This window comes from Oceanobacillus alkalisoli, from assembly GCF_021556485.1.
Taxonomy (GTDB): Bacteria; Bacillota; Bacilli; order Bacillales; family Amphibacillaceae; genus Oceanobacillus; species Oceanobacillus alkalisoli.
The window spans coordinates 21,222-46,608 of sequence record NZ_JAKGBW010000004.1 but is presented as its reverse complement, the minus strand read 5'-3'; the positions used below and the strand labels follow the sequence as shown (position 1 = coordinate 46,608).

Genomic DNA, 25,387 nt, shown 5'->3' with positions numbered 1-25,387 from the left:
TGTAACTTTACCTTTTTTAAATTAATCCTACTCCTTTATAGACTGCACCTTCAAAAGTACGGTGCAATAAGGTTAATGTTGTACGATAAAGATACGGAATTAAACATTAATTAGGAGGAGTGATCACATGCTAAGGGAAAGGTCCTGAAAGAAAACCTTGTCAGAAACCTGTATCGTAAACTTACCCTGGTAGAAATCGAAAGAGAACTCATTAAAATATCCTGTAGTTTGATGGAAGATGATGTATACACTGTTGATGATGCGGTAGGTGAACTAATAGAAATTATAGATTTGATAGAAATGGAACGGCAGGGGATTGTGAGTGATATGAGGATTTCTTAATATGTAAACGAGACAAGCGAGAAACTAAAAATATTTGAAAATGAAGTAAGCTGTTAAGCTAAAAAAATTAACTTAACAGCTTACTAGATGACTATGTACATTTCGTTATACACCAAAAGTAGGAAAGTTATTAAATAAGGTAATAATCCCGATAACCGAGTGCAACTTGTTGAAATTAGTTCATCAAGTCTTAATTTTTAGGCGCTCGATATCCAGCCTGTTCAGCCTCTGTAGACGAACAAAACCACTGCGCAACATTTTTTGTTTGGTTATAATATCGACTTCCAGGAGTATGATAAATCCCGTTCACACTTCCTTTTATGTCACATTCTCCAGTTTGAGTTTCACTAGTTGAACTACTAGAGCTAGTGCTACTACTTGATTGACTGGTGCTACTCGTTGTATTTGAGGCAGCAGTTTGATTCTCGCTACTACTATTGGATGCTGAATCTTGCTCGGAACTACTGGCCGTTTTACTACCCCCACTATTTGTACTAGAACTTGATTTATTGTTCGAATCACTGCTTGCAGTACTTTTTTCCGCTTCAGCTATCTTTTCGGCCTCTGCGGCGGCTGTCTTAAGTTCATCTAGTTCTTCTTCCATAGTAGTAATTTCGTCAGTTAAATTTCCATTTTCTTCTTCAAGTGAGTCATATTTCTTTTGTAAGGAGTCTTTTTCCTTGGTGACTGCAGTTAATTCGTCTTCCAAATCAGAAATTGAAATCTCTAATTTCTCCAGTTCCTCTAACTCCGATTCTAATTCTACCTTACTGTTTTCTAGGGCCGTAATATTTTGAGAAAGTTCTTCATTTCTTTCTCGTTCTTCTGTGAGATCGTTTTGAAGTGTATCGTCGATTGTGATGAAACCAAGGATAGTAAAAAAGACAAGCAAAGTAGCGGCGGAATACCCAACTTTCTTCCATCTTCCCATATCTTTTACACGAAACCATACCTGAAATAAAGTGACAAATAATAGCAATATCAAAGTTATTTCAATCATTTCTAACCCTCCAATTGTATTAGTTAATTTGAACTAGCATTAGTGCAAAAAAATATAATGAACATGCACATTATATTTTTTGTATACAACTTTAAAACCGCTGCATTTTCTAAGGAGTTATTCATGGTGTGAGTTAGTGTTGGATACAAGTGGCTACTGAATGAGTCTATTTATTTTAGGGGTGATACCTGGCAATTGCTTCATAAAGGTAGGGGAACTCTTAATCATAGCTGTTTTGTTAAATGGGAGAATTAATCTTCTTTCTTCGATGCTCTTAATTCTTCCTTTGCTTCATCAACGATCGTTTGAGTATTGATTCCTAGTGTTTGGCAGACTTTATAGAAAGTCGGATACAAAGGGATAATTTCAGCTCGTTCAATCTTACCTAAATGCTTTTCACCCAGCCCTGCCTTATATTCGATTTCTTCTTGGCTTTTTTGTAGCTGGATCCTCTTAATTTTTAATTTTTCTCCAACCTTTTTATATAACGTTTCATCAAACAAAATAATCTTCCTTTTTAACTAATTATTTAGTAAAAGAAAGACGGATCCCACAGAAGGGAATACTCCAAAGGTGACTACGCGAAATAAAGTTGGTTTATTGCAATTATTTTTCGCTATGATGCTGAAAATCTCGGTATCTGTCATCGTCACATAATTGGTGATTCTAGATTGAAATCGTGTTTATCTATTATTTGCCGGCAATATTCAGCTCGTTGCATCTGGCTTTTTAATATGTAAGTAGACACTGGCAGTATAATTTCTGTGCCATTCATGAACAGGACGATAGAGGACTTTGAATCTGGTGAATGTGGTGTGATGTCGTAAATATGTTGGGAGGATATCCAGTAGCAATCGATATGGTTAACGGCATGTGTAGGAAACATAATCTGGTTTGGGCCAATCAGAATGGGAACTTTCCGTTTAAAGCTTGTATGATAAATCATCGCTTGCTTTCTACCTTCATATGTAGAGTAATTTTCCAGACAGGATGTTTGAATTAAGTGGAATGCTGATGAATTAACATAAACCTCTCTTTCCTTTTCTAGTATTAATGTTTCGCATGTTATTTGTCTGCTGGGGATAAGTGCCATTGTTTCAGGATGAATAAGATAATCAGAAGAGATAGTTTTCACGAGGAGACACTCCTTTATGTTTGGAAGACTTGTGAGGGTGGAAGGGGGAGCATATTATCTTGCTAGAGTATATAAAGTAAGATGTGACGGAAGCAGTGTAATTCTTTCGTTTCTTGTTTTTCTAAACCCAAGCTTGAAAGATTATATACAGCCAGGCAAGAGAATCTTCCTTGTTGTATTTATTATTAAGAGTTTTGAAAGACTTTTAAACAGAATGGAATGCTCTTAGTTTGGGATAGGGCAAACTTGTTTGCAATAAGGCGGGAGGATTGAATTTTCTATCGCACTAATTTGTGCTCCTGATGAAAGAGTTAACTAAAGGTCTCGTTTCTTATTCTCGCAAAAAGGGTCTTATTTAGAGAAAAAGCTTTAAAATTAAATTGTGCAATACCCATTGGACCAAGTTTTATAGAAATGCATACTATTTTTAGCCTTATTTTCGCTCCTTGTTGGTTTTTTAGCGAAATAAGGCTCTTTTTCAAGTGGGGCATTTTTTCTTATGATGAATGGAGGGTGAAAAAACTAAATAAAGGAGAGGAGTTTTACAATGACAGATCAAAAGCATCTTACATTCGAGGAGATTTTCAAACAAAATGAGCGGAGAATCCATTACCACATTCACCGCCTGGGCATCCGTGATCCACATCAAGATTTTTACTCAGAAGGTCTCTTCGCCTTATGGACGGCCCATCAAAAGTACAACCCCAACAAAGGCCCCCTCGGCACCTACTTCAACTACACCATCCGCAATCGCCTCGTCGATCTGCTCCGTAAAGAAACCCGTGAGATGGAGAAGAAAGATTCCATTGTAGAAACAGAAAAGCAGCGAATCAGCGATGCAACGACGGAACTCAGGAATACGACGATAGATATGCCGGGGAGTAAGCTGGAAGAGCGGGAGATGTGGCAAGACGTGAAGGCTGAGCTGACCGCTAAACAGTGGGATTGGGTGTATTACTATATCATCCAAGGCATGCGAGTCAAGGAAATTGCGGAAATGAAAGGCGTTTCCGTTGAGGCGGTGAAGGGCTGGGGGAAGGGAGCGAGGCGGAAGTTGCGCGAGTGGGCTGCCAGGAAGCATCCGAATCGTCCAAAGTGAGGATTTATCGAACGTGAAAAAAATCCCAGCTGAAGTAGCATGTTCAGCTGGGATGATTGGTGTATTTTTTTATTTTAACCTAAAGAGAAATTGGAAAGGAATAGATAAAGATGAATTACATAAAAGAGATTAATGCGTTTTATGATCACCAGGAACGGGAGCCGCTTTCCGGAAGTGCGGTTGCATTGTGGTATGCCCTCATGCATATGAACAATAAAACGAGATGGAAAAATACATTTACTTCCCCTGGATCGGTGCTCCAAAATAAGGCAGGCCTCTCCGCAAGTAGTTTTAAGCGGGCGCGGACGGAGCTTGTGGATGCAGGGTATATTGAAGTAGCGTCACAAGGAAGAAATAAAGCTCCAATTTACAAGATGCGTAGTTTAGTTGTGGAAGTGGTGGAAGAGGATGGGCAGGTACCCGATCGTACGACGGAACCTCGTCTGGAAGAGAACGGGCAGAGCGGGCAATCTTCCGCTTATCTGCCGAATCAAAATGAAAACCATTCATTACTCCAACCGATGAACCACTCTTCGGACCAGCACCAGAACCTCCATGTGGACCACTCCCCGGACCACCATCCGAACCAAGCCCCGACCCCTTTAATTAAACAATACAAGAATAATACCAATACAAAAGAAAACCATGATGATGCAGCTGCAGCAGGTGTGCGTACGTTTATTTTTAATCATGAAAAGAAAGAGCAAGATAGAGGAGCACCGGACGCGTTGAAGTTTTATCAGGAGAACTTCGGTGTGGTAAGTCCGTTTGTCGCGGAATCACTGATGGACTGGATTCGGAGTTTGGGGGAGGAGTTGGTGATGGAGGCGATGAAGCGGGCATTGGAGCGGAATGTTTTGTCTTGGGCTTATGTGAGGAGTATTTTGAAGGCGTGGGAGGGGAAGGGGATCCGGACGGTTGCTGGAGCGAAGGCGGAGCTTGTTGGTTTTCAGAGGGAGCGGGGAAGGAAGTATGGTGGGGGTGGTGGGTATTTTGGTGGGGAGGATATTGTGCCGGATTGGTATGATGAGGAGAAGGAGAGGCAGCGGTTGCGAGAGGCTATACGTGAGGGGGAGAAGCGGGGCACAAGGGAGGAAGTGGAGGAAAGAATGCGGGAATTGGGAATTGGTGCTAAGTAGGTGGTGGAGTTGAAGATTATATGGAACAGGCAACTCGTCCCAGACGGATAGGACGGTAGGACAACGAAACTGTCACTCCGTCCCTAGCCCGTCCCATTTCCGAGCTTCTCGGGACCTCTAATTGAAATATGATAAATTAGTACAACAAAAAGAACTACTTATTGAATAAAACCGGTTCTCAGGTAATCTTTTAAAAATCCGTGAGAACCTTAATCGTCAATATGCGAACCTCAAACCTTCAAATGGGAACTTGCTTATTCCGCGAAGTTGATTTTAAAGCAATCTAAGGGTTTTACTACAAGGATATTTTTAAAAATCCGTGAGAACTTCAATCGTCAATATGCGAACCTTTTAACTAAAATAGGAACTAGGCATATCTAGTTCCATTAAGTTTTTCCTGATATTAGTTGTTTTTAAAGGTATAATATTGATTTGGGTCATTTAACGCTGTTCTTCTTAACTCCAAAATATTTTTATCACATAAATCACCTAAAATTTTCTTTGCATAATTGGTACTCCTCGATATTAGAGTTGCTAATTTATGTGTAGTAATCCTACCTCTGCTATAGATATACTCAAGCGCAATTTGTTCTTCTTTTGATAAAATCTCCCATTCTTTTGAGATTAAGTTTGTAATTCGCTCATGTCTTCTGATTCTGCGCATCTGAATATTGTTTTTTAATATAAGCCGCACGGAATTCTCGTTTTCTTCGTATACAGGGTCATCTAAGAAAAAAGCATTCATTTCTTTAAACATACGTTTAACGCCTTCTCCTAATTCTCTAATCCAGCCTAATTCAGTTAAGGCTCTTGCTACTCGAGGATTGCGGGAATAGCGTACTTTTTTAGGTTCTCGACATTAACAACATTCGGAAAGTCACCTGGGCTACTAATTTCCAATCGGTCATCGAACATCTTGATCTTAACATCGTCTCCTTGAATACTATAAGAACGGTGGGTAACTGCATTTACAATACCTTTCTTCATATAGTAGTTGGAATTCTAGCGCTTGTCCCTCACTTATTTCGAACCCTAATTTTTTTAGAGTTTCTTTTATACGAAATATATGAGATTCTTCCAGAGTCCAAATTTTATGCTTTACATTGTTGAATGCTATTTCACTATGGATTTGAAAAGTTTGATGAAATTGATTGGAGTTTATCAGTATCTGGAAGCAATCAACGATCGATTTTGTGTACGACTTTAATGTTAAAAACAAAAACTGAATTTATAAAGTCTTTAATTAGCGAAAGAGAGCACTAGCTAAGTTATCACGTTTAATTAAGAGGCTGTAAAGGGCTGGTGGCATTAAAATATGATGTTGCTAGTGAAGAAGACTAGAAAACGGTGTACAGGACTTTTGTTTTATGGCAGGCTCTCTCTGAATCGGTTATAATTTTTGTTAATATAATCGTTAATTTTAAACTGTAATAATAAGGAGAGGAATTGATGGAGAGAAAGGTAGCGTTAATCACAGGTAGCAGTACTGGAATCGGGAGAGCAATTGCTTTAAAATTGGCTGGAGAAGGCATGAATATCATTGTTAACTACTCTCGGTCAGAGAAAGATGCTTACAAAACAAAAAAAGATATTGAGAATCTAGGAGTAAAATGTCTGGTTTTCAAAGCGTCAATTGAAGACGAAGAAGCTGTAAAAAACATGATCGAGAAAACAATCCATGAATTAAATCGGTTGGACATCCTTGTAAATAATGCAGGAGTAACAAACTTTGTTGATCACGAAGATCTGGATGGGTTAAAGGACGAGTATTGGGATCGAGTAATGAATGTAAATGTGAAGGGGACTTTTTACTGTTGTAAACTTGCCTATCCGTATTTGAAAAAGCAATCCGGCACGATTGTGAACATTACTTCTGTTGCAGGACAAACTGGATTAGGCAGCTCCATTGCATATGCGGCTTCGAAAGCGGCAGCCAATAGTTTAACTAAATCATTGGCTCGTGTAATGGCGCCGAAAGTTAGAGTGAACAGCATTGCACCTGGTCTTGTAAGTACTCGCTGGATCCAAGATAATGAAGATGATATGAGACATTTGGCTGAAGGCACACCGCTAGGCCGTATAGCTACTCCTGAAGATATTGCAGAACTTACTTATGCGGTTATTAACCATGCAGGATTTCTAACCGGGGAAATAATAAGAGTGGATGGTGGAATGTTTATCAATTGAGATGTTTTGCGCCTGTTTTATAAATAATTTGAAGAAACCCTGTAGTCTATTGATCATAGATGACAGGGCTTTCATTTTTGGCTTTCTACTGGAATTTAAAAATTCAACTATAGATAAAAACCATAAAATATAAATAGAGTTACATTATACTATTGGTGTTGTTTTGCCATACTTACGAACACGTAATAAAGCTTGTTCGGCATGTCCAGCAAAGTTTTCAAGTTGGCAAAGCCTTGCTGCGTACTCACCAATATATGCGCTTTCCTCGTCGGATGTTATTTTTTGATATGTAACGGTTTTTAGGAACTTTCCGACCCAAAGCCCCCCTGTATATCTGGCTGCACTTTTTGTTGGAAGCGTGTGATTTGTACCGATTACTTTGTCGCCATATGCAACATTTGTTCTAGGACCGAGGAATAAAGCTCCGTAGTTGGTCATATTTCCCAAGAAGTAATCAGGATCTTTTGTCAGTACTTGAACATGTTCATATGCCAATTCATCCGCTACCTCTAGTGCCTCCTTCTCATCTTCCACTAAAATGATTTGTCCGTAATCATCCCACGCAGACTTAGCGACAGCTGCAGTAGGTAATACTTTTAATTGTCTTTCAATCTCTTCTACCGTTAATTCTGCAACTCTTTCACTTGTTGTAATAAAGGCAGCTGGTGATGTCGGCCCGTGCTCACATTGTCCCAAAATATCTGTCGCAATCATTTCAGGATCACTTGTTTCATCAGCAATTACTAAAACCTCGGTTGGTCCGGCTAACAAGTCTATTCCAACACGCCCGAATAGTTGGCGCTTCGTTTCAGCAACAAAGGCATTACCCGGTCCAACAATCATATCTACCGGTTCAATGGTTTCTGTTCCAATCGCCATAGTAGCCATGGCTTGAATACCACCGAGTATATATATTTCATCTGCACCTGCCAAGTGCATTGCATAAACGGTGGCAGCTGGTATTTCCCCATTGATTGGAGGTGTACAGGCAATCACTCTTTTAACACCGGCAACCTTCGCTGTCAGTATACTCATATGGGCGGATGCCACCATCGGATAACGTCCGCCAGGAATGTAGCAGCCGACGCTGTTTACAGGAATATTTTTGTGGCCGAGGATAACTCCAGGCCTGATCTTAACTTCTATATCCTGCATAGATTTCCTCTGTTCCTCTGCAAAATTTCTAATATTATCTTGTGCAAATTTTATATCTTTAACGGTTTGCTCTGGTATTGTTTCGCAAATTTGCACTATTTGTTCATCTGACAAGCGGAAACTTTTTGGATTCCAGTTATCGAACTCTAATGATAACTCCCTAATTGCACTTTCGCCCTCCAATTCAATTTTTTCAATGGAAGACTTGACACTTTCAAAGACCTTGGCATCCTTTTTTTGGATATGATTGCTTTCTTTTCCGACTTTCAAGTATGTAGCCATTTTTTTCTCCCCTATCTCTGAAGTATTTACAATATTTTATTTATAAGTAATTACTAACACACATTACAGTACAAATCAAACTGTTTTTAATAGATTGTATATTTAGGGGGGGATTAAAATTTCGCATATAGTAGAATGGTTAGAATTGTGCGATAAATAAAAGTTTGTTCAGACTATTAGGATTAGTGTCCTTTTATTAATAAATTAAAATTTTCATTGACATCTTAATGTAAACGCTCTTATAATACAGTTAAACGTTTAGCTAATCGTTTAATTTAAATTTTCCGTTAATAGTAATTCTTTTTTGGGGTGAGAGGATGACGAATACAACTATAGCAGTCGGGATGAAAGAGGTTGCCAAAAGAGCTCAAGTTTCAATTGCGACTGTGTCAGCTGTAGTAAATAATACAAAATTTGTTAGTGATGAATTAAGACATAGAGTTGAAGAAGCTATAAAGGAGTTGGGCTACCGACCTAACAAGGTAGCGAGAAGATTAAAAGGGAAGACCTCGAATATTATTGGCGCTACAGTTACAGAAATGACGAACCCCTTTTATCCTTACATGCTAAAAGGAATAGAAGACTCTGCTAAAGAACAAGGGTTTAACCTGCTGCTCAGCACAACGGGGGATATTGCGGAAGAGGAAGAGAGTATTATCGATACGATGATTGATCAAGGGGTTGATGGAGTCATCTTATCGACAGTAGAAGACACTGAAGCACCAATATTGAAAAAACTTGATACATATGGAATCCCTAAAGTACTAATCAATAGGGTTCCCGAGGGATACAAAGGCAGCTACGTTGGCATCGATTCATTAAAGGTCGGCGAGCTGGCCACAAAACATCTGACGAACTTAGGTCATTCTGAAATAGCCTTTGTAGGCGGTAACAGATTTAACAGCCGACTGCGAGAGAAGGGTTTCCGAAAGGTGCTTTATGAGCAAGGTATCCCGATTCGTGAGGATTGGATTATAAATGGTGATTATGATTTTAGTGAAGCATACAAACAAACTATGAAACTATTTAAAAAATACAATAACAAAGTACCTACAGCAATTTTTGCTGCAAGTGATGTAATGGCTATGGGGGTGATTAAGGGTTGTCTTGATTTAGGTCTATCTGTACCGCATGATGTATCCGTTATTGGTTCAGATAACATACTTTACTCAGAGTATTTTAAAGTTTCGTTAACGACTGTTGATGTTCAGGCTTATCGTATGGGGGAGGAAGGGTTCAATGCTCTGAAATCTCTTATCGATAGTAAAGAAAACCATCAACCATTGCAACTCTTTTTAGAACCAAGGTTAGTAGTGAGAGAAAGCACAATTAAACAATAAAAAAATAAAGGAGAGAATAAAATGAGAGAAGTAGTTATTGTAAGTACTGCAAGGACTCCAATTGGTAAAATGGGTGGACAATTAAAGGATTATCATGCAGCAGATTTAGGAGCTCGTGCCATTGAGGCGGCAGTGGAGAGGGCTGGAATTGAGAAAGAAGTAGTGGATGAAGTTATTTTAGGGTGTGTCGGTCAGGTAGCAGAAAATGCTTTTATTGCTAGAATGAGTGCATTAAGAGCTGGTTTGGATAAATCATCTACGGCTTTCACTGTGAATCGGTTATGTGGCTCCGGACTTCAAGCAATAAATAGTGCTGCACTTCAAATCCAGTTGGGTGAATCGGAAGTTGTTGTTGCCGGTGGCACAGAAAATATGGACATGCTGCCATTTTATGTAAGAGATGCTCGTTATGGCTACCGCATGGGGCATGCTGAGCTCGAAGATGGATTGGTAACAGCACTGACTGATCCATTTAGTAAGGCACACATGGGAATCACTGCAGAAAACGTAGCAGAACAATTTGATGTTAGTAGAGAAAGGCAAGATGAGTACGCTCTATTAAGTCATCAACGAGCACTTGATGCAATAGACCAAGGCAAGTTTAAAGAAGAAATAACTCCTATTGAGTTAAAAGATAGAAAAGGTAATGTGACAGTTGTCGATACGGACGAACATCCGCGGCGAGGACTCACGATTGAAAAGTTAAACAAATTACGACCAGCTTTTAAGGAGAATGGTACTGTAACTGCAGGTAATTCTTCAGGTATCAATAATGGAGCAGGCGCACTAGTCATGATGTCCACAGAAAAAGCGGAAGAGTTAGGTCTGAAGCCGCTAGCAGTAGTCAAACAGCAAGCTGTTGCCGGTGTTGATCCGTCCATCATGGGATATGCTCCTGTACCAGCTGTTAAAAAACTATTGGAAAAAGCTAATCTGTCTGTTGAAGATATTGATCTAGTAGAACTAAATGAGGCGTTTGCTTCCCAAACATTGGCTGTAATCAGAGACTTGAACCTGGATGTGGAAAAGGTGAATGTTAATGGTGGTGCAATTGCTTTAGGTCATCCAATTGGTGCAAGTGGTGCGATTGTTACTGTGAAATTACTAAGCGAATTGCGACGCCGTGGATTAAAACGTGGCATATCGACGATGTGTATCGGCGGTGGCCAAGGTATTGCGACATTATTTGAATTAGTAGATTAATAAGTTTAAGAAAGGAAGTATAAAATGATTGATCTAACAGGAAAGACTGCAATTGTTACCGGAGCAGCACGTGGGCTCGGTTTTGGGATTGCCGGTAAATTGGCAGAATTGAATGCACATGTCGTCATAAGCGATGTTAATGAAGAGGGGGCTAAAGCAGCAGCTGAGCAAATCATCGAGAATGGTGGCAAGGCAGAGTATTATGTAGCAGACGTTTCTGATTATGAATCTGCAACTAATTTAGTGGAAGAAACAATAAAAAAACTTGGGAAACTGGATATCTTAGTAAATAACGCCGGTATTAACCGTGATAGTATGCTGCATAAGCTTGAACCTGATAACTGGCAGCAAGTAATTGATGTAAATCTTACCGGAGTTTATAACATGATGAAACCTGCAGTCGTCCATATGAGAGAAAATGAATCGGGTAGGATTATCAATATCTCCTCTGCCTCTTGGCTAGGGAATATAGGGCAAGCAAATTATTCAGCAGCAAAAGCTGGTGTTGTAGGCTTAACTAAAACTGCTGCAAGAGAGCTTGGAAGGAAAAATATAACTGTAAATGCAATTTGTCCAGGATTTGTTGATACTGATATGACACGAGGTGTACCTGAGAAAGTTTGGGATCTTATGATCTCTAAGATCCCAATGGGTAAAGCAGGAAAACCAGAAGATGTTGCGAATTGTATTGCATTTCTTTCGTCTGAACAGGCAAGTTATATTACGGGAGAAGTCATCAATGTTGGCGGAGGTATGGTTCTATAATTTTATGAAAGGGGACTTATTCTATGGATATAAAACGTATTGCCGTCATAGGTGGAGGCTTAATGGGAGCTGGTATTGCCCAAAATGCAGCTGAATCTGGAAGAAGGGTAACTATCATCGAGGTGAATGAAGACAGAGCGGCACAATCATTAAAGAATATTGAAAAACAACTAAATCGTAAAGTTGAGAAGAGTAGAATTGATGAGCAGGCTAAACAAAAAGCACTTGACTTAATTGAAGCTAAGACTTCTATGGATGAAATTAAAGATGCTGAGATTGTTATTGAAGCAGTCCCAGAAGAGTTAAGCATAAAAAAGGATACATTTGCTAAGATTGACCAGTATGCGAATGAAAATGCAATTCTGGCTTCCAATACATCTGGATTATCCATAGCAGCTATTGGTGCCGCTACTAGCCGTCCGGAGAAAGTAATTGGTTTCCATTATTTTTATCCGGTACCGGTGATGGGATTGGTGGAAGTTATACCATCAATAATTACGGATCAGTCTACCATTGATACGATGTATTCTTTTGCTGAGATTATTGATAAAAAACCTGTCCTTTGTCAAGATTATCCAGGATTTATTGTGAATCGATTATTGATTCCGATGGTGAATGAAGCCGCATACTTAGTAATGGAAGGTGCCGACCCAAGGGATGTCGACAATGCAATGAAGTTAGGTGCAAATCATAGAATGGGACCAATTACTTTAGCTGATTTCGTCGGTTTAGATGTCCTCCTTGCGACAATGGAAGGTTTGTATCAAGGTTTTCAAGATTCTAAGTATCGCCCTTGTCCCCTTCTTAAGAAAATTGTAGAATCAGGAAATTATGGTAAGAAAACTGGAAGAGGTTTTTATCAATATGACAATGATGGAAACCAATTAGAGCCGGTAATTGGAAAATAATTAAAAACTTAAAGAGGCTGGAGATATATATGAAGAATAAGAATGTATCTGCGAAAAAGGCTGTAGACGTAATCAAAAATGGAGATACCATTGCACTTTGTGGTTTTTCCCTAGTTGGTGCTTGTGAAGATATTTATACAGAGGTTGAAAATCGCTTCTTGCAAACTGGTAGCCCTAGAGATTTAACAATACTTCATGCTGCGGGTCACAGTGGAAGAAAAGATGGGATTGAACATTTTGCTCATGAAGGATTAACTAAGAGAGTAATTGGCTCACATTGGGGACTAGCACCAAAAATAAGTGAGATGATTACAAAAAATCAACTTGAAGCACATTGTCTTTCGCAAGGTCAGTTAGTCCATTTGTTCCGTGATATGGCTGGTGGTAAGCCAGGTACGTATTCAAAAGTAGGGCTTGGAACATTTCTTGATCCCCGTCAAGAGGGTGGAAGAGTTAATGAAAAAGCGAAGAAGACAAGTAGTCTAGTACAAGTTATTTCAATTAATGGTGAAGAATACTTGTTTTACAATAAAGTTCCGATAGATGTGTGTATTATTCGTGGTACTACTGCTGATGAGTATGGCAATATTTCATTCGAGGAAGAAGCGTTAAAGTTGGAAGCTTTATCAGTCGCTCAAGCAACCAAACGTTTCAATGGACAAGTAATTGTGCAAGTCAAGAACTATGTCAAAGGCGGCAGTATACCATCGAAAGAAGTAACGATTCCGGGTATTTACGTTGACCATGTAGTTATAACGGAAGACTTTACAGAAAAGCATAGACAAACATCAAGTACTTCTTTTAATCCAGCGTATACCGGAACTGTCAAATCTGTATCAAGCAAAATGGAACCGCTACCATTAAGTGTGAGAAAGGTAATTGGCAGAAGGGCAGCACTAGAACTTTTTCCAGAAGCAATAGTAAATTTAGGGACAGGGATTCCTGGAGATACTATTGGTCCTGTTTCTAGAGAAGAAGATATTTTAGATCAAATTTATTTAACAGTTGAGTCGGGAGCAATTGGCGGCGTTCCACTGGGTGGTACAGACTTCGGTGTAGTTGAGAATCCACTAGCAATTATTGAGCACGGTTATCAATTTGATTATTACGCTGGTAGAGGAGTAGATATAACTTTTATGGGTGCCGCTGAAATTGACAAGCAAGGCAATGTAAATGTCAGTAGCTTTGGTAATCGTACAGCTGGTTGTGGTGGTTTTATCGATATTACTCAAAATGCGAGGAAAGTTGTGTTTTGCTCTACTTTCACAGCTGGAGGATTTATGTCAGAAGTTAAAGATGGGCAACTATCTATTGTAGAAGAAGGTAAGTTCAATAAATTCATTGAAAATGTTAAACAAATTACCTTTAGTGGAAATATTGCGCTTCAAAACAAGCAAGAAGTTTTATATGTGACAGAAAGAGCTGTATTCCAACTTACTGATGCTGGCGTTGAATTAATAGAGATAGCTCCCGGAGTTTCTGTTGAAAAAGACATTTTACCATATGTCGATTTTGAATTAGCAGTTAGCTCAAAATTAAAAGTTATGGAAGCAGCCATATTTAGGGATGAACCAATGAATCTTGCGGCTCAATTTTTCGAAGAGGTTGATTCAGTGGTAGAGGTAGCTCAATTATAAATTATAAAGGGGGATAAAAAATGAAATTCAAAAAACACTTACTAGTAGTTTTTGGAATTATTGGATTAATGGTACTGGCAGCATGTGGTGATGCTGAGGGATCAAGTGCGAATAGCGATGGAGAAAATATTGTAATTGATGTGAGTTTGCCGCTTGGAGCTGAATCTCAGCAAGGCGTTGGTGTGTTGAAATTTGGTGAAGAACTAGAGGAGTTAACAGATGGACGGATTACTATAAGGCCTCATTATGATAATGCTTTAGGTGGAGAACGTGAAGTTTTCGAAGGTATGGGTGTTGGAACTATTGATGCGGGTATTATTTCAACTGGACCGATGGGTGGATTTATAGACGAATTTTTACTATTTGACCTCCCATATGTTTTTGAAAATCATGATCATGTATATGCTTTTCTAGATAGTGAATATGGTGATGAATTGGCGAAATTAGTGGAAGAAGAAGGAAATATAAAGTTGTTAGCATGGATGGAAAACGGATTCAGACATAACACAAACTCTGTAAGAGCGTTTGAAAAACCCGAGGATCTAAATGGAATTGATCATCGAACTCAGGAAAGTCAAGTACAAATCGATACATGGACAGCGTTAGGTGCGAATGCTACTCCGATGGCGTGGCCAGAAGTGTATACAGGATTACAGCAAGGTGTAATTGACAGTCAAGAAAACCCGTTGCCAACAATTTATGATGTAAAGTTCTATGAAGTACAAGATTATTTGAACCTTACGAAACATGTGTATCATCCAGCACCTTTAATGATGAGTAAAAAACTGTTTGATTCATTTACTGAAGAAGATCAAGAACTTATTTTAGAGGCGGCAGCTACAGCGTTACCTGTCCAACGTGAAGCGAGTCAAGAACAGGAAGTAGAATTTTTAACTGAACTGGAAAATGAAGGAATGACAGTTACCGAACCAGATCTGGCTCCCTTTAGAGAGTTGGTTCAACCTGTAATTGAAGAGTGGAAATCAACAGTTGGTGAAGATTTAGTAGATGCTGCGCTTAATTTTGAGTATTAATTCGTTTCAGAATAGAAGAGAGCGGATTATTCTGCTCTCTCTATTTTTAAATCTCTTAAGAATAGAGAATGAGGTGATGGGATGAAATTGTTAACTGGTTACAACAAATTGATGGGCAAAGTAAATCAGTTTGTTGGGTACTTTCTTGCGTTGCTTTTGCTTATAATGACAATTTTGATAACATGGCAAGTGTTTGCTCGATTTGTTGTAGGGAGTCCACTTACTTTTTCAGAAGAGATAGCTAGATTCATCATGATTTGGCTGACAATGTTGGGTTCGGCATATGCATTAAGAAAAGGAACATTAATTTCTTTAGATGTATTGCTTGAGTTCGGAGGTAAAACGGTTGGGGCCATACTTAAATATATTATCCCTATTATTAGCATATTATTTGCTCTAATATTAATTATTTATGGATTTCAATTAACAGGAATGGTTTCATATCAGACGGCTCCTAGTACAAGAGTTTCCATGATGTGGCCTATGTTGGCACTTCCGGTATCTGGAATAGTGATAGTGCTGAATTCGATAAGTCTATTAATTGATCAGATAGTTGGGAAGGAGGAGAAAAAAGCATGATAGCAATGTTATTCGTACTATTACTTGTATTGTTATTATTAGGTGTACCAATCTTTTTCTCACTAAGTCTCGCTTCTGCCATTACGATTTGGAATGGCGACCTTACAGATATGGTAGTTGTAGTTCAACAAATCTTTAACTCTATCAACTCCTTCCCGTTAATGGCTATCCCATTCTTCCTACTTGCTGGTAGTTTAATGCAGCATGGCGGTATTTCCCAGCGGCTTGTAAATTTCGCCAACTCATTAGTAGGGAATATGTCTGGGGGACTTGCCCTTGTTGCTATCGTAACTTCAATGTTCTTTGCAGCGATATCCGGTTCCGGTGCCGCAACAACAGCTGCAGTCGGAGCAATACTGATTCCAGCTATGGTGGATAAAAAATATGATTTAAGATTTGCGACAGCGAATCAATCCGCAGCGGGTGCTCTAGGGATCATCATTCCTCCGAGCATCCCAATGATTCTATATGGGATTGCTGCAGGTACCTCTGTTGGGGATATGTTTATTGCAGGTATAATACCAGGAATAGTAGTTACACTTAGTTTGGCAATCTATGCATATATTTACTCTAAAAAGAATGGATATAAAGGTGATGGCGAAAAAGGTTCCATAAAAGACGTTCTTGTAGCAGGCAGAAAAGCAATTTTAGCTATTCTTATGCCGGTCATCGTACTTGGTGGAATCTATGGTGGAATTTTTACTCCTACTGAAGCAGCGGTAGTGGCGGTTGTATACTCCTTTGTCGTAGGTCTTTTTGTTTATAGAGAAATCACATTTAAGAAATTTGTCAATATATTAGTTGATTCTGCAATAACAACTGCAATTATTTTAGGAATTATTGGCGGTGCCGGCTTATTTAGTAGAGTAATGCAACTGCTAAATGTCCCTGAAGTTATTTCCAATGCAGTATTAAGCACTATTGATAGTCCGATCGTCTTTCTCTTACTCGTTAACCTTATCCTGTTAATAGCGGGTATGTTTATCGAAGCCGCAGCAGCAATATTAATGTTGGTACCAATATTACTACCGATTGCATTACAGTTAGGTATCGATCCTGTACACTTCGGAATCATCATGATTGTTAACCTGGCAATTGGAATGTTCACACCTCCAGTCGGGCTTAACTTATTCGTTGCTTCTGAAATTTCAGGAGTGTCTGTTGCAAGGCTGACGAAGCCGATAATACCTTTCGTATTGGTAATGATTGTGGCTTTACTGGTTATCACATTTATACCGGAACTTTCAACATGGTTACCGTCGTTATTAAAATAAATTAAAGGGAGGACGTCACATGGTTTTATTTGATTCTATTAAAGGTGCAAATGTTTTGATTACAGGTGGTTCCAAAGGAATAGGAAAGACCACCGCAACTTATTTTACACAATTGGGTGCTAACGTAGCCGTAGTTGCTCGTAATCCTGAAACACTTAGTGAAACAGTGGACGATTTAAAAAAAGTTAATAACGATACCATTGGAATTCAGGGTGATGTTTCAAGTATTGAAGATATAAAGAGAATCGTGGAAGAAACAGAATCAAAATTAGGTGATATTGATGTATTAGTCAACTGTGCTGGTGTAAACATTCCCAAACCAGTATTAGAAGTAACTGAAGAAGACTGGGATACGATTCATAACATTAACTTAAAAGGTGCATTTTTCCTTTCCCAAGCAGTAGCGAATAGAATGAAAAATCGAAATAGAGGTAAGATCATCAATTTATCTTCTCAGATGGGACATGTGGGATATTACGATAGGGGTGCATACTGTGCCAGTAAAGGTGGTTTGGAGCTGGCGAATAAAGTGCTTGCATTGGAATTAGCACCTTGTAACATACAAGTTAATACAGTTTGTCCAACGTTTATTGAAACACCGTTAACTGAAGGATACTTCAAGGATGAAAAGTTTAAAGAAGCAGTATTAAACAAAATCCCATTAGGTAGATTAGGGGAAACGAAAGATGTTGTGGGAGCGATATTGTATTTAGCATCGGATTTGTCCAATTTAGTCACCGGAACAGCGCTTAAAGTGGACGGAGGATGGACTGCATGGTAAAAGACCCGACTTTAGAAAAATTAGCTGTTATCGGCACGGGCACGATGGGGCATTCCATTGCATTAAGTATCGCTCTAGCCGATATGGAAGTGACAATGATCGGACTCGATGATGCAGACGTGAAAAAAGGCGAGAACAGTATCAATGAGAAGTTAGATATATTGATGGAAAATGAGGTGATTTCTCCTCAAGAAAAGATCAAAGTGCAGAATAACATCTCTACTCCCATCAGCCTAAAGGATGCGTTGGCGGATAAAACATTCGTTATCGAAGCCGCTCCCGAAAACTTGGAATTTAAACAAGAACTCTATAAAGAAATAGAGGGTTATTGTGACAGGGAAACTATTTTGGCAAGTAATACTTCCAGTTTAAAGCCTTCTGATATCAGCAAAGATATGATCGATCCGAACAGAATGTTAGTGACACATTTTTGGAATCCTGCTCATCTGGTCCCACTAGTGGAGATTGTAAAAAACAAATTCACTAAGGAAACTGCAGTAGATCGAGCGGTGGAGCTTATGCAACATATTGGGAAATATCCAATTAAGGTTGAAAAAGAAGTACTTGGATTTGTGGGCAATAGACTGCAATATGCTCTCTTTAGAGAGGCACAGTACTTACTGGAAGAAGGGGTTGCGACCGTAGAAGATATTGATGCTGCTATCCAGATGAGTATAGGCAGAAGGCTGGGAGTTACGGGACCTTTCTTGACTGCAGATATGGGAGGGTTGGATGTCTTCAGTTCTATCTCGGATTACATTTTCCCAGATTTATCAAATGATAGCAAGTCCTTGCCGAATTTAGTCGAGTTGATCGATTCTAGTTCCTATGGCCAAAAAAATGGTAAGGGATACTATGTTTGGGATGAAAAGTTCCATAAGGAAATGAATAATAAAAGAGAAAAAGAACTCATTAGGTGGTATAAAGAGGACTTCAAAAATAGTCCAAATGGTTAAAATGGAATTATTTTTAAATGTGATTCTTTTACTATTAAAGAACATTGGCAGATAAGTCTAATAATTCTTCATCAAGGAGATGATGAGATTCATGGTTAAATTTGTAACTGAGGAAGAAGTTGCAGCTTTAATGGAAAATGGTAGTACGGTTGCAATGGCCGGGTTTGGCGGGATGAGCCAGTGTGAGAAGATACTTAAAGGGATCCGAAATCGGTTTTTGCAGGAAAATCAACCTAATAACCTGACAATCTACCATCCATCAGGTCAATCTGATGGTAAAAATGGAATAGAGCATATTGCGTTAGAAGGGTTAGTCAAAAGAGTCATCGGCGCTCATTGGGGCTTAGCACCAAAAATGAGTAAATTAATAGAAGAAAATAAAGTGGAAGCTTACTGCTTGCCACAAGGTCAGTTGACACATCTATTCCGTACCATTGCAAATAAACTGCCTGGTCATATATCCCCCATCGGTTTACGTACTTTCGTCGATCCGAGAATCAACGGTGGAAAGGTAAACCAAGTTACAGAGAATAAGGAAGACATTATTGATGTAGTTCATATAGATAATCAAGAATACCTATTCTATAAAAGTGTTCCTTTTGATTATGTTCTCATTCGAGGTACAACGATTGATGAAAATGGGAATCTGTCAACAGAAGAGGAACCATTGAAATTAGAAATATTGACTGCTGCACAAGCTGCCAAGGCATCAGGTGGAAAAGTAATTGTACAGGCAAAGTATCTAGCCAAAAAGAATACGCTTCACCCGAAAGAAGTTCAAGTTCCTGGATTTTTAGTGGATTATGTTGTCATTGCGGATGATTATGAAGTTAATCATCGACAAACACCGGACTATGTCTACAATCCTGTTTATAACGGGAATCTCATCGAGCCGGAGCACAAAAGTGAGAGGACTCCTATGAACGAACGGAAAATCATTGGGAATAGAGCTTATCTAGAGCTGCAACCGAACAGTGTAATCAATTTAGGGATTGGTATTCCAGGCGATGTAATCGGCCCTATCATAAAAGAAAAAGGCAGAGATTTAAATATAATTTCCACTGTCGAATCAGGACCGATTGGAGGAGTTCCCGCTGGCAAAAACCAATTTGGGATATCTAAAAACCCAGAGGCGATTATAAGTCAGGCAAGTCAATTTGACTTTTATCATGGGGCTGCTGTTGATGTGACCTTTATGGGTGCGGGTGAGATTGATCAATATGGAAACGTTAATGTAAGTAAATTCTCCAATAGAATTGTCGGCTGTGGAGGCTTTATGGATATCACCCAAGCTGCAAAGAAAGTAGTGTTCTGCTCCACCTTTACAGCTGGCGGTTTTGCCATTGATATTAATGACTCCAGCATTTCTATAAACCGTGAAGGAAAGATTAAGAAATTCGTTGAAAATGTTGATCTGATCTCCTTCAGCGGTGAATTTGCTCTCGAGCAAGGTATAGAAGTATATTATATTACCGAACGGGCTGTATTCGTCTTGACCACTCAAGGTCTAAGGTTAATTGAGATTGCAGAGGGAATTGACTTGGAGAAGGATGTATTGGGCCAAATGGAATTTCAACCGATAATCAGCAGCAGTTTAAGAAAGTTTGACCCGTCCATTTACACAGATGAAGAAGAATCAAAAGCACATAGCAATATTATTTGATAGATATAAGAAGATGATAAAGCAATAGCACTTTGCGGTAAAACATCAAGTGCTATTGTTATTTCTATAAAGTTATAGGTGAAATAATGACAATAATAGCAATCATAAAGCCAATTCTTATATTAGGAGTTATTGGGTTAATCGGATTTTTAACCTCCTTAAGAGTGGAAGTGACGAAGGAATCAAAGAATCTATTAGCTTCCATCGTCTTGAATATTGCCTTACCGGCAGTGATTATTCAAAGTATTTTTCAATCAACCATCACGAAGGAAGACTGGATCAACTTTAGTTATGTAGTATTTATTGCATTACTTTTAAATGGAACCGGAATCACTATTGGTTATTTTATTTGCAGAAAGCTTGTTCATTTATCCGTTTCCAATTCAAAGAAAGTAGCAGTTCTGTCAGGTTGCGGTAACACAGCATTTATGGGGATTCCAGTTGTCAGTATGTTTTTAGGTACGTCTTCCGGATTATATGCTTCCATTTATGATCTTGGGACGGTGCTGACGGTCTTTACAGTTGGTGTCATGCTTTTACAGTCGAGTAAATTCACATTCAAGCAACTCAAATCTGTACTTAACGCTCCATTCATCACGATTGTCATTAGTTTATCTTTAGTATCTCTGAATATTGGTCTTCCTGATTTCCTTTTGGAATTATCTGCTATGCTGGCTGCAGTAGCGGCACCGCTTTCCATGCTGTATATTGGAATGTTATTTACGAAAGAAAAACTATCTTTGCTTCGTTCTCAATACAAGAAACTTATTTTCACTGCAACATTTGTGAAGACTTTTTTCTTGCCGGCTGTTGCTTTGATTATCATTATATTTTTACCATTAAGTATAACGCTAAAGCAGGTTATTGCACTCCAGGCTGGGATGCCATCCTTCTTGACAGCAAGTGTACTTTTTGAGAAATACACTGGTTCGGAAGGAGTCGGTACGATCACAATTATGTTTACTGCGATGTTAAGCTTAATAACTTTACCTGGTATATATTATATTTCAATCTTTTTATAGAAAGTAGGTAGTCTTAAATGAAAATCTTAATATAATCTGGATGAACCAATTCATAGATTTTAGGAGGAATTACATGAGTGAGTCATTCCTGTATCAATCCCCGCAAATAATCAAATATGGATTAAACGCTTTTGAAAGGTTGGGAAAGGAAAGTGCCTCTCGAGGAAGAAAAGCGTTAATCATTAGTGATAAGGTAATGGATAGTCTCGGTTACGTCGATAGATGTCGAAATATTCTTTCCAGTAGAGGAGTTGATAGCGAGTGCTATCTTGGAGTAACATCTGAGCCGACAGACAAATATGTGGCACAGGCATTAGATTTACTTCACGAGGAAGCTTGCGATGTCATAATATCTCTTGGAGGAGGCAGCTGTATAGACACTGCAAAGGCAGTCGCAGTTGTTGCGACTAACGGAGGTTACATAGGGGACTATGTGAGGTAGAAAGATTGCAACAATAAGCCCGATTCCACATATTGCAGTTCCTACCACAGCAGGGACTGGTGCCGAGGCAACGGATGTAACGGTCATAACGAATACAACTAGCAACGTAAAAATGATGATAAAACAATCTGCTATTATGCCTGAAGCGGCAATTGTTGATCCCATACTTACCGCCACCTCCCCAAAACAAGTAACCGCAGCAACTGGTGTCGATGCACTTAGTCACGCTATTGAAGCCTACATCTCAAAACGTGCAAACCCAATGACAGATACCATGGCGCTTTCAGCAATGAATCTGATTGTAAACAATATTTTAACAGCTTATGAAGACGCAGAAAATATTAAGGCTAGGAAGAAAATGTCATTAGGAGCATTACAAGCTGGGTTAGCATTTTCTAACTCATCTGTATGTCTTGTGCATGGAATGTCGCGCCCGATTGGAGCATTATTCCATGTGCCACATGGGTATTCTAATGCGATGTTATTGCCAGCTATACTTGAATTTAGTAAAGACGCTTCCATTGATCGCCTAGCAGATTTGGGGAGAATCTTTATGTCTAAAAAAGAACAACTTTCTAATGATGAAGCTGCTGACATTGCCGTATCCTCCGTAAAAGACTTATGTATGAAGTTTAGTATACCTAACCTCAGTAGCTGGGGGATTGAACAGGGAGATTTTGAAAGAGCTATCAATAAAATGGCGATGGACGCTCTGGATAGTGGAAGCCCGCAGAATAACCCGAAAGTTCCTAGACTGTCTGAGATTGAAGAATTATATAAAATTTGTTATAGCTATGAATTTGTCTAGAGCGATATGTTGGGTGCCGGGCTTTGGTGTGCCTGTACCTCCCGAATGTGACTGGTTTACGATAGTAAACGATTTCTCAGCTCGTGACATGCAAATGAAAACCCCTCAGTGGATGTTAGGAAAAATATCTGACGATTTTGTCCAGTAGGGCCTAATATCGTAACAAAAACAACGATTTCTAATCCAAATAATTTGGTATTAAAAACAATCCTTAGCTGCGAAGTGAAGTAGGATTCGAATAGATATGATATTTTCTTGTGAAGAAATTGTTAGTTACCTTTCAGAGTATCTGACACTGTTACCAAAGATGTAATTTTAACACGAACTCCAGAAAATGTGATTTAGGGGACCGGAAGATGAGCGTATGTGTTTGAAAGATGGAGATGAATTAATAGTAGAGATTGAGAAGATTGGACAATTGAAAAAAACATGGTAAACGAAGCTTGAGTGCTTGGGAATAATCCTATAATTAGAGCTTTATTATACTTGGAGGAAAAAAGATGGATGTTAAGCAGAAAAAAGATATTATTTTAATTGGTGCAGGTATTATGAGTGCAACACTTGGCACGCTATTGAATAAACTAGAACCCGATTGGAATATTAAACTTTTTGAGAAACTTGATCAAGCTGGAAGTGAGAGTTCTAACGAATGGAATAACGCTGGAACAGGACATGCTGCTTTGTGTGAGTTAAACTATACTGTTGAATTGCCGGATGGGTCCATTGATACTAGTAAGGCGATTGAAATTTTTGAACACTTTCAAATTTCAAAGCAACTTTGGGCTTACTTGGTTGAAGTAAATGAAATTCGTGATCCGGAAAGTTTTATTCGACCATTGCCACATATTAGCTTTGTGTACGGTGAAAAACATGTTGACTTCTTACGGAAACGATTCAATGCCTTATCTAGGCTGCCTATGTTTGAAACGATGACTTATTCTGAGAAAAGACAACAATTAGCAAACTGGATGCCATTAATGATGGAAGGAAGGACGGCGGAAAATCCTATTGCTGCTACTAAAATGGATTCAGGAACTGACGTGAATTTTGGTGAGCTGACACGTCAGTTGGTTGCCAATCTAGAGAAAATGGAAAATATAAGTGTACAATTTAACAGTACCGTCACGGATATAAAACGTGCAGAAAATGGCTCATGGGAGGTAAGTGTTCGTAACTTCTCGCAAAACACAATTGAATATCATACAGCTGATTTTGTTTTTATCGGAGCAGGCGGAGGTGCAATTCCGTTATTACAAAAAACAAAAATTCCTGAAAGTAGGCATATTGGTGGTTTCCCAATCAGTGGTGAATTTTTGGTTTGTACTAATCCAGATATTGTAAATCAACATGAAGCGAAAGTTTATGGAAAGGAACCAGACGGTACGCCGCCAATGACTGTCCCCCATTTAGATAGGCGGTATATAGAAGGAAAAAGCACTCTGTTATTTGGCCCATTTGCAGCAATTGGTCCTAAATTTTTAAAACAAGGGTCTAATTTGGACCTTTTTAATTCTATAAATGGAAGTAATATCTTAACGTTGCTGGCTGCGGCTACCAAAAATACCTCACTAATCAGATATTCAATTGAAGAAGTCCTTGCTACGAAGGCAAAACGAATGGAAAAGTTACGTACCTTTGTACCAGAGGCAAAAGATGAAGATTGGGAATTAAGAGTAGCTGGAAAACGTGTGCAAGTGATTAAAGATACTAAGAATTTAGGAAGAGGAATAATTCAATTTGGAACGGAGATTGTCCATTCGGAAGATCACTCAATGGTAGCATTACTCGGTGAGTCGCCTGGGGCTTCAACATCTGTAGCGGTTATGCTCGATGTTTTAAAGTACAATTTTTCTCAATATCTCGAAGTTTGGCAACCAAAACTTAAAAAAATGATTCCTTCTTTTGATGAATCATTAATAGAAAATGTGGAACTCCTTAAAGAAATTGATAGATCAACTTCCGAATTACTACATTTGTCTAAGAAGGAAGCAGATCTTGTGAACGTTTGAGTAAGGTATAGTTGGAGGGATACTGTCAGGGTATCTATTCTTAACAAAGCACCAACACCGGTTATAAGAACTGGTGTTGGTCTAAAAAATCCGATCTTACCTTTCAGACTGGCTAGTATATTGAGAAAGACTGTATACAGTCGAAAGAGCTTCTTTGTTGAATCTTAAGCCAATGCTGTAAAACGGGTACCTCCATATCTAGTTCCAGTTGCTGTTATAGGAGCAGGTGGTTTAGGAAGTTATGCCATTCAATTTTTAAATGTATTAACTACTGCAAAAATCATAGCTATAGACATGAATGAAAGCAGACTGGAAATTGCAAAACAATTAGGGTCAGATGCAGCTATTATTGGTGTGGATAATGATACAGAAGCAGCGATAAAAGGTTTGACAAATAACCGTGGTGTTGAGGTTATTTTAGATTTTGCAGGCTTTGACAGCACAATAGAATTTGCATTGAAGGTAGTCCGTAAGTGCAGAGCCTTTGGGTTGATTGGTGCAGGTTAAGGAAAAATTGATACACCTTGGTACGGTAGTTTTCCTTTGGATACAGAAATCTTCAATTTTAGGAAGGATCTTTGTTGGATGTAAAAGAAGTAATTGCTCTAGCGGGAATGAAGACATCCA

The 25,387-nt window shown here is 38.8% G+C and carries 21 protein-coding genes and 2 pseudogenes; 18 read left to right on the top strand and 5 right to left on the bottom strand.

The features are described from left to right. Nucleotides 1-532 precede the first annotated feature (532 nt). The 3 genes from LZD48_RS05520 to LZD48_RS05510 all read right to left on the bottom strand — a co-directional run bounded on the left by LZD48_RS05520 (nucleotide 533) and on the right by LZD48_RS05510 (nucleotide 2,477). Nucleotides 533-1,342: a sunset domain-containing protein gene (locus LZD48_RS05520; protein ID WP_235761745.1), complete on the bottom strand. Its 810-nt coding sequence runs from the start codon at nucleotides 1,340-1,342 to the stop codon at nucleotides 533-535. A 251-nt stretch (nucleotides 1,343-1,593) separates the two neighbouring features. Further along, the gene (locus tag LZD48_RS05515) at nucleotides 1,594-1,845 is read right to left on the bottom strand and encodes a helix-turn-helix domain-containing protein (protein ID WP_235761744.1); all 252 of its coding nucleotides are present in this window, start codon (nucleotides 1,843-1,845) and stop codon (nucleotides 1,594-1,596) included. 146 nt (nucleotides 1,846-1,991) lie between these two features. Then, the gene (locus LZD48_RS05510; protein WP_235761743.1) at nucleotides 1,992-2,477 is read right to left on the bottom strand and encodes a competence protein ComK; all 486 of its coding nucleotides are present in this window, start codon (nucleotides 2,475-2,477) and stop codon (nucleotides 1,992-1,994) included. Nucleotides 2,478-3,024: 547 nt separating this feature from the next. Here LZD48_RS05510 and LZD48_RS05505 point away from each other — a divergent pair. Next, nucleotides 3,025-3,576: a sigma-70 family RNA polymerase sigma factor gene (locus tag LZD48_RS05505; RefSeq protein WP_235761742.1), complete on the top strand. Its 552-nt coding sequence runs from the start codon at nucleotides 3,025-3,027 to the stop codon at nucleotides 3,574-3,576. 110 nt (nucleotides 3,577-3,686) lie between these two features. Next, the gene (locus LZD48_RS05500) at nucleotides 3,687-4,715 is read left to right on the top strand and encodes a DnaD domain-containing protein (protein WP_235761741.1); all 1,029 of its coding nucleotides are present in this window, start codon (nucleotides 3,687-3,689) and stop codon (nucleotides 4,713-4,715) included. A gap of 403 nt (nucleotides 4,716-5,118) precedes the next feature. On the opposite strand, the pseudogene LZD48_RS05495 reads toward LZD48_RS05500, so the two are convergent. Next, a pseudogene (locus LZD48_RS05495) lies at nucleotides 5,119-5,630 on the bottom strand (ATP-binding protein). 534 nt (nucleotides 5,631-6,164) lie between these two features. Between LZD48_RS05495 and LZD48_RS05490 the strand changes: the two are divergent. Further along, on the top strand, nucleotides 6,165-6,902 hold the full coding sequence (locus LZD48_RS05490) for an SDR family NAD(P)-dependent oxidoreductase (protein WP_235761740.1): 738 nt from the start codon (nucleotides 6,165-6,167) through the stop codon (nucleotides 6,900-6,902). A 144-nt stretch (nucleotides 6,903-7,046) separates the two neighbouring features. On the opposite strand, the gene hisD is transcribed toward LZD48_RS05490, so the two are convergent. Further along, nucleotides 7,047-8,339, bottom strand: a complete 1,293-nt coding sequence (hisD, locus tag LZD48_RS05485) for a histidinol dehydrogenase (protein ID WP_235761739.1) — start codon at nucleotides 8,337-8,339, stop codon at nucleotides 7,047-7,049. A 317-nt stretch (nucleotides 8,340-8,656) separates the two neighbouring features. On the opposite strand from hisD, the gene LZD48_RS05480 reads away from it, so the two are divergent. The 15 genes and pseudogenes from LZD48_RS05480 (at nucleotide 8,657) to LZD48_RS05410 (ending at nucleotide 25,267) form a co-directional block, all read left to right on the top strand. Further along, nucleotides 8,657-9,679 (top strand): LacI family DNA-binding transcriptional regulator, encoded by a 1,023-nt coding sequence (locus tag LZD48_RS05480; protein ID WP_235761738.1) that lies wholly within the window; start codon nucleotides 8,657-8,659, stop codon nucleotides 9,677-9,679. A 21-nt stretch (nucleotides 9,680-9,700) separates the two neighbouring features. After that, complete coding sequence (locus tag LZD48_RS05475) at nucleotides 9,701-10,882, top strand: thiolase family protein (RefSeq protein WP_235761737.1); 1,182 nt, start codon at nucleotides 9,701-9,703, stop codon at nucleotides 10,880-10,882. Between the two features lie 24 nt (nucleotides 10,883-10,906). Further along, nucleotides 10,907-11,647 carry a 3-oxoacyl-ACP reductase FabG gene (fabG, locus tag LZD48_RS05470; RefSeq protein WP_235761736.1) on the top strand — a complete coding sequence of 247 codons (741 nt, stop codon included), beginning with the start codon at nucleotides 10,907-10,909 and terminating at the stop codon, nucleotides 11,645-11,647. Nucleotides 11,648-11,670: 23 nt separating this feature from the next. Then, a complete protein-coding gene (locus LZD48_RS05465) occupies nucleotides 11,671-12,555 on the top strand; it encodes a 3-hydroxyacyl-CoA dehydrogenase family protein (protein WP_235761735.1) in 885 nt (294 codons plus the stop codon). Between the two features lie 29 nt (nucleotides 12,556-12,584). Then, a complete protein-coding gene (locus LZD48_RS05460) occupies nucleotides 12,585-14,192 on the top strand; it encodes an acyl CoA:acetate/3-ketoacid CoA transferase (protein ID WP_235761734.1) in 1,608 nt (535 codons plus the stop codon). A 20-nt stretch (nucleotides 14,193-14,212) separates the two neighbouring features. Continuing rightward, nucleotides 14,213-15,226 (top strand): TRAP transporter substrate-binding protein, encoded by a 1,014-nt coding sequence (locus LZD48_RS05455; RefSeq protein ID WP_235761733.1) that lies wholly within the window; start codon nucleotides 14,213-14,215, stop codon nucleotides 15,224-15,226. An 81-nt stretch (nucleotides 15,227-15,307) separates the two neighbouring features. Further along, entirely contained in the window at nucleotides 15,308-15,805 is a 498-nt protein-coding gene (locus LZD48_RS05450) for a TRAP transporter small permease (RefSeq protein WP_235761732.1), read from the top strand. Beyond that, nucleotides 15,802-17,079, top strand: coding sequence for a TRAP transporter large permease (locus LZD48_RS05445; protein ID WP_235761731.1), 1,278 nt, complete (start codon nucleotides 15,802-15,804; stop codon nucleotides 17,077-17,079). The genes LZD48_RS05450 and LZD48_RS05445 overlap by 4 nt, the downstream gene beginning before the upstream one ends. A gap of 19 nt (nucleotides 17,080-17,098) precedes the next feature. Continuing rightward, a complete protein-coding gene (locus LZD48_RS05440; protein WP_235761730.1) occupies nucleotides 17,099-17,860 on the top strand; it encodes an SDR family NAD(P)-dependent oxidoreductase in 762 nt (253 codons plus the stop codon). Continuing rightward, complete coding sequence (locus LZD48_RS05435; protein WP_310739777.1) at nucleotides 17,845-18,816, top strand: 3-hydroxyacyl-CoA dehydrogenase family protein; 972 nt, start codon at nucleotides 17,845-17,847, stop codon at nucleotides 18,814-18,816. Before LZD48_RS05440 ends, LZD48_RS05435 begins: the two co-directional genes overlap by 16 nt. 91 nt (nucleotides 18,817-18,907) lie before the next feature. Continuing rightward, nucleotides 18,908-20,479, top strand: coding sequence for an acyl CoA:acetate/3-ketoacid CoA transferase (locus LZD48_RS05430; protein ID WP_235761729.1), 1,572 nt, complete (start codon nucleotides 18,908-18,910; stop codon nucleotides 20,477-20,479). Between the two features lie 86 nt (nucleotides 20,480-20,565). After that, nucleotides 20,566-21,501, top strand: a complete 936-nt coding sequence (locus LZD48_RS05425) for an AEC family transporter (protein ID WP_235761728.1) — start codon at nucleotides 20,566-20,568, stop codon at nucleotides 21,499-21,501. 73 nt (nucleotides 21,502-21,574) lie between these two features. Next, nucleotides 21,575-22,751 (top strand): annotated as a pseudogene (locus LZD48_RS05420) (iron-containing alcohol dehydrogenase). Nucleotides 22,752-23,251: 500 nt separating this feature from the next. Further along, the gene (mqo, locus tag LZD48_RS05415) at nucleotides 23,252-24,760 is read left to right on the top strand and encodes a malate dehydrogenase (quinone) (RefSeq protein ID WP_235761727.1); all 1,509 of its coding nucleotides are present in this window, start codon (nucleotides 23,252-23,254) and stop codon (nucleotides 24,758-24,760) included. A gap of 216 nt (nucleotides 24,761-24,976) precedes the next feature. Continuing rightward, a complete protein-coding gene (locus LZD48_RS05410) occupies nucleotides 24,977-25,267 on the top strand; it encodes a zinc-binding dehydrogenase (RefSeq protein ID WP_310739786.1) in 291 nt (96 codons plus the stop codon). The last annotated feature ends 120 nt before the right edge of the window (nucleotides 25,268-25,387 follow it).

What these genes read in the sequence shown, in the direction of transcription:
- LZD48_RS05520 (WP_235761745.1), bottom strand. Translation starts at nt 1,342, where the DNA reads ATGATTGAAATAACTTTGATATTGCTATTATTTGTCACTTTATTTCAG.
- LZD48_RS05505 (WP_235761742.1), top strand. Translation starts at nt 3,025, where the DNA reads ATGACAGATCAAAAGCATCTTACATTCGAGGAGATTTTCAAACAAAAT.
- LZD48_RS05500 (WP_235761741.1), top strand. Translation starts at nt 3,687, where the DNA reads ATGAATTACATAAAAGAGATTAATGCGTTTTATGATCACCAGGAACGG.
- LZD48_RS05490 (WP_235761740.1), top strand. Translation starts at nt 6,165, where the DNA reads ATGGAGAGAAAGGTAGCGTTAATCACAGGTAGCAGTACTGGAATCGGG.
- hisD (WP_235761739.1), bottom strand. Translation starts at nt 8,339, where the DNA reads ATGGCTACATACTTGAAAGTCGGAAAAGAAAGCAATCATATCCAAAAA.
- LZD48_RS05480 (WP_235761738.1), top strand. Translation starts at nt 8,657, where the DNA reads ATGACGAATACAACTATAGCAGTCGGGATGAAAGAGGTTGCCAAAAGA.
- LZD48_RS05475 (WP_235761737.1), top strand. Translation starts at nt 9,701, where the DNA reads ATGAGAGAAGTAGTTATTGTAAGTACTGCAAGGACTCCAATTGGTAAA.
- fabG (WP_235761736.1), top strand. Translation starts at nt 10,907, where the DNA reads ATGATTGATCTAACAGGAAAGACTGCAATTGTTACCGGAGCAGCACGT.
- LZD48_RS05465 (WP_235761735.1), top strand. Translation starts at nt 11,671, where the DNA reads ATGGATATAAAACGTATTGCCGTCATAGGTGGAGGCTTAATGGGAGCT.
- LZD48_RS05460 (WP_235761734.1), top strand. Translation starts at nt 12,585, where the DNA reads ATGAAGAATAAGAATGTATCTGCGAAAAAGGCTGTAGACGTAATCAAA.
- LZD48_RS05455 (WP_235761733.1), top strand. Translation starts at nt 14,213, where the DNA reads ATGAAATTCAAAAAACACTTACTAGTAGTTTTTGGAATTATTGGATTA.
- LZD48_RS05450 (WP_235761732.1), top strand. Translation starts at nt 15,308, where the DNA reads ATGAAATTGTTAACTGGTTACAACAAATTGATGGGCAAAGTAAATCAG.
- LZD48_RS05445 (WP_235761731.1), top strand. Translation starts at nt 15,802, where the DNA reads ATGATAGCAATGTTATTCGTACTATTACTTGTATTGTTATTATTAGGT.
- LZD48_RS05440 (WP_235761730.1), top strand. Translation starts at nt 17,099, where the DNA reads ATGGTTTTATTTGATTCTATTAAAGGTGCAAATGTTTTGATTACAGGT.
- LZD48_RS05435 (WP_310739777.1), top strand. Translation starts at nt 17,845, where the DNA reads ATGGACTGCATGGTAAAAGACCCGACTTTAGAAAAATTAGCTGTTATC.
- LZD48_RS05430 (WP_235761729.1), top strand. Translation starts at nt 18,908, where the DNA reads ATGGTTAAATTTGTAACTGAGGAAGAAGTTGCAGCTTTAATGGAAAAT.
- LZD48_RS05425 (WP_235761728.1), top strand. Translation starts at nt 20,566, where the DNA reads ATGACAATAATAGCAATCATAAAGCCAATTCTTATATTAGGAGTTATT.
- mqo (WP_235761727.1), top strand. Translation starts at nt 23,252, where the DNA reads ATGGATGTTAAGCAGAAAAAAGATATTATTTTAATTGGTGCAGGTATT.